The sequence below is a fragment of the Citreicella sp. C3M06 genome, assembly GCF_018860705.1.
Classification (GTDB): domain Bacteria; phylum Pseudomonadota; class Alphaproteobacteria; order Rhodobacterales; family Rhodobacteraceae; genus Salipiger.
Genome location: NZ_JAHKQA010000044.1, coordinates 1 through 6812 on the forward strand (window position 1 = coordinate 1; position 6812 = coordinate 6812).

General features: G+C 58.1%; 7 protein-coding genes and 2 pseudogenes. 8 read left to right on the forward strand and 1 reads right to left on the reverse strand.

The window, feature by feature from the left end; genetic code table 11:
- Positions 1-122: 122 nt before the first annotated feature.
- From KO516_RS09920 to KO516_RS09930, 3 genes are read left to right on the forward strand one after another with little or no spacing between them, the layout of a single operon-like run.
- Complete coding sequence (locus tag KO516_RS09920) at positions 123-836, forward strand: response regulator (RefSeq protein WP_216003631.1); 714 nt, start codon at positions 123-125, stop codon at positions 834-836.
- A 59-nt stretch (positions 837-895) separates the two neighbouring features.
- Positions 896-1390, forward strand: coding sequence for a response regulator (locus tag KO516_RS09925; protein ID WP_216003632.1), 495 nt, complete (start codon positions 896-898; stop codon positions 1388-1390).
- Positions 1374-2489 (forward strand): ATP-binding protein, encoded by a 1116-nt coding sequence (locus KO516_RS09930; RefSeq protein ID WP_216003633.1) that lies wholly within the window; start codon positions 1374-1376, stop codon positions 2487-2489. The genes KO516_RS09925 and KO516_RS09930 overlap by 17 nt, the downstream gene beginning before the upstream one ends.
- A 43-nt stretch (positions 2490-2532) precedes the next feature.
- On the opposite strand, the gene KO516_RS09935 is transcribed toward KO516_RS09930, so the two are convergent.
- Entirely contained in the window at positions 2533-3186 is a 654-nt protein-coding gene (locus KO516_RS09935; RefSeq protein ID WP_216003634.1) for a glutathione S-transferase family protein, read from the reverse strand.
- A gap of 103 nt (positions 3187-3289) precedes the next feature.
- Here KO516_RS09935 and KO516_RS09940 point away from each other — a divergent pair, with 103 nt between their 5' ends.
- The 5 genes and pseudogenes from KO516_RS09940 to KO516_RS09960 all read left to right on the forward strand — a co-directional run.
- The gene (locus KO516_RS09940) at positions 3290-4501 is read left to right on the forward strand and encodes a polyhydroxyalkanoate depolymerase (RefSeq protein ID WP_216003635.1); all 1212 of its coding nucleotides are present in this window, start codon (positions 3290-3292) and stop codon (positions 4499-4501) included.
- 651 nt (positions 4502-5152) lie between these two features.
- Positions 5153-5464, forward strand: a pseudogene (locus KO516_RS09945) (IS110 family transposase); the annotation flags it as partial.
- A gap of 122 nt (positions 5465-5586) precedes the next feature.
- Positions 5587-5985 carry a hypothetical protein gene (locus KO516_RS09950; RefSeq protein WP_216003636.1) on the forward strand — a complete coding sequence of 133 codons (399 nt, stop codon included), beginning with the start codon at positions 5587-5589 and terminating at the stop codon, positions 5983-5985.
- Positions 5986-5987: 2 nt separating this feature from the next.
- Positions 5988-6362 (forward strand): IS66 family insertion sequence element accessory protein TnpB, encoded by a 375-nt coding sequence (gene tnpB, locus KO516_RS09955; RefSeq protein WP_216003637.1) that lies wholly within the window; start codon positions 5988-5990, stop codon positions 6360-6362.
- Position 6363: 1 nt separating this feature from the next.
- A pseudogene (locus KO516_RS09960) lies at positions 6364-6812 on the forward strand (AAA family ATPase); the annotation flags it as partial.

Below are 6812 nucleotides of genomic sequence, written 5' to 3' on the forward strand. Positions count from 1 at the left end.
TATGAATCCTGACCCTAGGAAATCGTTTCTTCATAATCGACCCGAATTCCGGGCGGTGTTTACACCATGTTCAGTCCTTTGCTCCAGACATGGGGGATGATGTACGTCCAAGGCAGGCCGTGATGACCACCTTACCAGAAAATGCGATTGAGCTGCGCAGTCCTCCAAAGCGGCTGAGTGCTCTTGTCCTTGACGACGAAGAGGCGGACCGCTTCCGACTGATCAAGATTTGCGGCAAGGCCGGTCTGGATCTGCAGATACAGGAAGCGTCGTCGTACGACGAGATGTCGGAGCTGCTCGCCTGCCACGTTTTCGATATCGTTTTTATCGATTATCAGCTTGGTATCGCGACTGGTCAGGACGCGCTTGAATATCTTCTTGCTGATCCGTCTCACAAGGATGCCGTCGCCATCATGGTGACCAGCGTCGATCGCCACGATGTGATCATCAAGGCGATGCGCACCGGGTGTCACGATTACCTCATTAAGGAAGAACTCGGCATAGATGCGCTGCGAAAATCGGTCGCCGCTGCGTTTGAACGCAACCTGATGCGGCGCGCTCAATCCGAAGATCGCACTCGGATCGCCGACCTTGAATCGATGCTATTGCGCATCGACGACAGCCTGCGTCCCGAAATGCGCCGCATCCTTTCCAGTCTGTTGCGACGGATCCGCTCCGTCGCTGCGCAGGTGCATGGCGGTCCGCTCAAGCTCAAGCATTCGGAAATGGAAAAGCTCTGCGTCAGCGGCCTGAGCACGCTCGACGAGGTTGGCGAACTGTGTGACACCGATGGGCGACGCGCGCTGCTGGCCAGCAAGACGCGCTGGGATGCATGATCAATCCATGTCACGCCTGAACCGTCCCCAATTGACCGGATCACCGACTGGAGAGAGCCATGCTAGCAGGTGAACCCAGGCTCGCCCTCAGGCAAGGGAACGCTCAGGTTCCCGTTCTGCTTCTGATCGAAGATGACGATTGCGATGCGGCAGCGTTCCTGCGGGCCTTTCGCAAGGCCGGGCTCAGCAATCCGATCCGGCGAATCTTCGATGGGCGAGCCGCGCTCGACCACCTTCGGGAGCGAGACGAACGCGAGGCGCGCAAGGTCATTATCTTGCTCGATCTCAACCTACCCCGCATGAACGGCCACGAATTCCTGACCGAACTCAGAAAGGACCCTGCCTTACGCCAGGCTGCGGTGTTCGTGATGACGACCTCACACGATCGGGGAGATGTGGCGCGCGCCTATGATCACAATGTCGCCGGATACATCCTGAAGGACGGCAGCGCGCCCGACCTGACCGAATTCGTACGATTTATTGGCGAATATGCAGAGCTTGTGCTCTTGCCAGATGTGCTGGTCGGGATGGAGGCAAATGGTGGATCGGGCTGACGTATTGATCATCGACGACGACGACGTTGATCGCAGACATTTCCGCAGAATCCTGCGCAAAGCGCACCCCACGGCAAAGGTGGTGGAATCCGCAGGAGAGCTCGACACCGTTATTGGGCTCGAGACAGAGCCGCATATCGCTTTTATCGACTACCGTCTGCCCAGACTGAACGGCATCGAAATGATGGAGGAAGTCCTGCGCAAATGGCCCTGCACGGCCTGCATCATCGTCACCGGACAAGGCGACGAAGAAATCGCCAAGACCACGATCAAGAAAGGCGCCTTTGATTACATTCAGAAATCGCGACTGACCGAACTGCCGATGAAACGCATCGTCGAAAACGCACTGGCTTGGCGCGCGATGCAGAGCCGGATCGAGGAGCAAAAACGTGAGTTGGAGCTGTTTGCAGACGTTTTGCTGCACGATCTCAAGGCTCCGGTTCGATCCATCCAGTTCTTTGTGGGGGAGATCGAAACCGAGATCGACGCTGACGTTCTGAAAACCGTCGATACCGAAATGCGCCTTTTGCGTCGATCAGCGCGGCAAATCTCATCGCTTCTGGACAGTTTGGGCAGCCATATCCGCGCCAGCCGCGCGCAGGAATTCGAAAAAACCGCGTTGCGCGGGGCCTTCGACGAAGCGCTGCTCAGCCTCGACCGGACAATCGCCGAGGTCCACGCCAAGATTACGCTGGATGTGCAGGACAGCAGCCTGTTCGGCTCCGCGCCTCAACTGGCGCAGCTGTTTCAGAACCTGATCGCAAACGCGATGAAATACAGCGGGGGCAAAACGCCCGAGGTGCGGATCACCAGTACGCTGTCCGGCGCGGACGAGATCAGGGTGACCATCGCCGACAAGGGTATCGGCATCGCTCAAGAACATCTCGAACGGATTTTCGAACCGTTCAAGCGCATTGCCCCTCAGGGCGAGGTTGCTGGCACGGGGCTTGGTCTGGCGACGTGTCGCAAGATCGTGGAACGCCACGGCGGCAAGATCTGGTGTGAATCCGAACCGGGCGTAGGAAGCCGCTTTTGCGTCACGCTGCCCTGCCACATGTCACCAGAGCACGTCCCATCTGAAAGGATCGAAGCGCTATGAAACGCCCTGCCCGCCTGTCGGCAAAGTCTTGACGGCACATTGGCTAAAACTCGACCTCGAGCTCCTCGATCTCTTCGGGTTCTTCAAGCGCTGCGGTGATCCATTCGGCCATCGGTTCCCATGCGAGAATGGTATCGATATACGCCTCAAGCTGCGGTTCGAGCGTGACGGAATAGGTGCGGAACCGGGTGCAGACAGGGGCATACATCGCGTCGGCCATCGTCGGCGTGCCGAACAAGAACGGCCCGCCATAGGTATCAAGGCACTGTTTCCAGATCTCAACCACGCGCGCGACGTCGGGCCGCGCGCCGCTGAAGATCTTGAAGCTGTCATGCTTCGCCCTGAGGTTCATCGGCAGCGCCGAGCGAAGATTGTGAAACCCGGCGTGCATCTCGCCCGAAATTGCCCGGCAATGTGCCCGCGCCACCCTCTCCTTGGGGTAAAGGCCGGCCTTTGGGAACATTTCGTTGAGATATCCGGCAATCGCCGTCACATCCCAGACCTGCACATCGCCATGGGTCAATCTGGGAACGCGCACCGTGGGAGAAAGCAGCAGCAGCTCCTGGCGCATGTCGGTGTCATGGAGATCGACGTGGGTCTCCTCGAATTCGAGCCCTGCCATCTTGCACAGAAGCCAGCCACGCAGGGACCAGGAGGAATAGTTCTTCGATGAAATGGTAAGCGTTGCCTGGGCCATTACGGGTAACTTTGCCTCTGATGCTGCACAGCGTCATGATTTTTGTCGCATGCGCCCTTGGCGCTTGGCTACAAATTTTCTGTACAATGGGGATTAGGTCGCCGTGATTTACGCCGCTTACCAGAGTCTTGATGATATTATCGCCCCTTTTCGAACCGCCGCCCTGAGCGCACTGGCGTTTTCGCCGCGACAGTCCGGCCCGTTTGCGCAAGCCAATCTCCGCAACGCCGCAATCATGGAGATGATGTCGCGTTTCCAGCTGAGCCACGAACGACCAAGCTTTGGCATCCACACCGTTCGGGTTCAGAACCGCGATGTTCCCGTCACCGAGGAGGTCGTGCTCGACATGCCCTTCGGGAAGCTGCTGCGCTTTCGCCGTGACATCGAAGCCGAACAACCGAAGGTTCTGGTGACAGCGCCGCTGTCGGGGCACTTCGCAACGCTTCTGGCCGGCACCGTGCGCACCCTGCTGCGCGATCATGACGTCTACATCACCGACTGGAAGAACGCCCGAGATGTGCCACGCGGCGCCGGCATGTTCGGGGTCGAGGATTACATCGCCTATATCATCCGCTTCATGGAAGAGATCGGGCCGGGCGGTCACATTCTGGCGGTCTGTCAGCCCTGCGTTCAAGCGTTGGCCGCAGTTGCCGTCATGTCCGAAGAACGCAACCCCGCGACCCCGCGCTCGATGACGCTGATGGCTGGGCCGGTCGACGTTCGCGAAAGCCCGACAAAGGTCAACGAACTGGCCAATGAAAAGCCGCTGTCGTGGTTCAGGAGCAATGTGATCTCGACCGTGCCCCTACGCTATCCGGGCGGCGGGCGGCGGGTCTATCCGGGTTTTGTTCAGTTGACCGCTTTCATGTCGATGAACATGGAACGCCATCAATCACAGCATCGCAAGCTCTACGACCATCTTGCCAGAGGCGAGGACAAGGAAGCCGCCCGGATCAAGGATTTCTACGACGAGTATTTCGCCGTTCTGGATCTGACCGAGGAGTTCTATATCGAAACCATCGACCGGGTCTTTCAGAAGGCCGAGCTTGCCACGGGTGATCTGACCTACCGGGGCCGCAAGGTCGATCCCTCGAAAATTCTGCGCACTGCCCTGCTGACCGTCGAGGGCGGGCGCGATGATATCTGCGGTATCGGGCAGACCACTGCGGCGCACGAGCTGTGCTCGAATCTGCGACCGCATCTGAAGCGGCACCATCTGCAGGCAAATGTCGGCCATTATGGCGTTTTCAACGGTCGCCGCTGGGACAATGAAATCTACCCCGTGGTCCGCAACACCATCCTTGCAATGGAATGACGTTTCCTGCCCCAGGAATCTAGGCAAGCATCGCAACGCCCGCGCCGCTGGCGCCGAGAAGCAAGATCAGCACCAAAAGCCCCCAGGTAACCCTGCGATTCAAAAACGGCGTGGGCTCGTAGCACTGCCCGCATCGGCGGGCGCCGAAGCGCAGTTTGTGGTCGCATCTTGGGCAGTTGAACAGTCTGAGGGGATGGGACACTGGATGAGTACTCGCCTGTTAAACCATGGATTTCAAAGAATTCTATGACTTGCCGCTGCGTCAATAGTCAACGTCATTCGGTGCAATGACCGAAGGTTAATTGATCAATACAACCCTGAAATGCATTCCTGAAAGAAATGAATAAAAAACCAGCATGGCTTGCCAGGTATCAATGAACCGGACGGCAGGAATTTGTGTACGAAGCGGTCGTTCTCTCAAACCTCGGCCCAGCTCCTCTTGCGCCGACACGCGCCGGTACGGCAGCACAACCGCGCGGAAGTCATCGGGGGCTGCGATGTGCTGCGCGAGGACAACAAGTGCCTTTGGGTTGAGCGCGATCTGAACCTTGAAGTTCAGCGGGGCCGGGAGGGGCTTTGATGCTGTAACTGCCCTCCGACGGCATCTGTGTGCCAAGGTGGGATCGCAACAATCCTTGAAGGGAGGTGGTTATGTCGAAGATTGCCACGGTCAAACTGGATCTGGCGAAGAATGTGTTTCAGGTCCATGGCACTGATGCCGCTGGCGAGGCGGTCCTGCGCAAGTAGTTTCGAAGAGGCCAGTTGCTGGCATTCTTCACAAAGCTTCCCCCTTGTCTGGTAGCGCTGGAGGCCTGTGCAGGAGCTCACTTCTGGGGCCGCGAGCTGACCCAGCTCGGACATGACGTCTGGTTTATCCCTCCGGTCTATGTGAAGCCGTTCCTGAAGCTCCAGAAGATGGGATGGTTGCCGCCCTCCCCAGACGGCAACGCAATGTGCCAAAGTCGTGGTGTTCAAGGCCACGCAAAGGAGAGGACGTAGGCGTTGCAACTGACCCCCTGATTGCCCTCTAAACCTGACCACTTCTCGTCCGCTAGTCTGCATCCGAACTATGATCGGAGGCGAATATGTCGAAACGTGAAGTCTGGGGATTCAAGATCCGAACCTCCCCGTCGGGCAAAAGGATTTGGCCGAGCGAACTCAAACGCGAGGCAACCAGGCGCCTTCGGGAAGATGGCATGTCACCTGGAGATGTTGCCGCCGAGCTGGATGCCCATGAATGCCTAGTGAGAAAGTGGTGGGTCGCTGATCGTCGGGAGCGTGGCGAACAGATTGCGGTCGATGGGCCAGCCTTCGCGCAGGTATCAGTCGAATCGGCTTTCGCTCTGGCGGCCACCCAAACACCCGCTGCAGGTATTGGCTCAGCAGGCTCCGCTCATCTGTACATGGGCGGGATCTGCCTCCAGTTTCCGTTGTCCATCGACGAAGTAGACCTTCTGAAGTTGATCCGCGTTGCGGGGCAGTGACAGTGATCGCGCCGTCCAGCAGCTATCGTATCTATCTGGCTACCCACCCTGTCGACTTCCGGAAGGGGATGGATGGCTTGGCGAATTACGTCATGACCAATTTCGAACTCGATCCCTTCTCCGGTGCGTTCTTCGTCTTCCGCTCGAAGGGGCGTGACAAGATCAAGGTCCTGATGTGGGACGGCACTGGCCTCGTGCTGATCTACAAGCGTATCGAAGGCGCGGGCTTCGTTTGGCCCAAACTTTCAGACGGGGCGATGACCCTGACGACGGCACAGTTAGAAGCACTCTTTGAAGGGATCGATTGGCGTCGCGTCGTTTCGGCCGCGTATCACCACCCTTCCATTTTCAACAAGACAAGCGCGGAGGTCGGGTGAGATGGCGACGATCCCTTTCATTCAGTGCAAGATCTTTCCCGTCGAGCAGACCGCTGACTACCTTGAAAAGCGCTTCATCAAGCACCTGCGGCTATTGCGAAGTGGCCAGGTCGGCCAGCCGGCGCATGAAGGCAAACTGCTTGGAGTCGACAATCACGAACGGCATGAGACGAGGATAACCCATCTCGACAGGAGAAAGGTTCGGATGCGCGTCGAGAAGCTTATTACATGCCGCCAGGAAGCGTCAGGGATGGGCCATTTGCAGGAGGATGAGCGCGAGCGATTGACCGCCTTGGCAGGCGGCGTTCGGCTTGCGACGGTGAAGACCGAACACCAAGCGGACGAAATCGCTGCGGCACTTCACGATGAAATGCCTTGGATGGGGCCCGCGACCGAACAGGTCTGGAGGGCCATGCGCAGGTCGGTGAGAGAAGGCCCCACGAGTTTCTT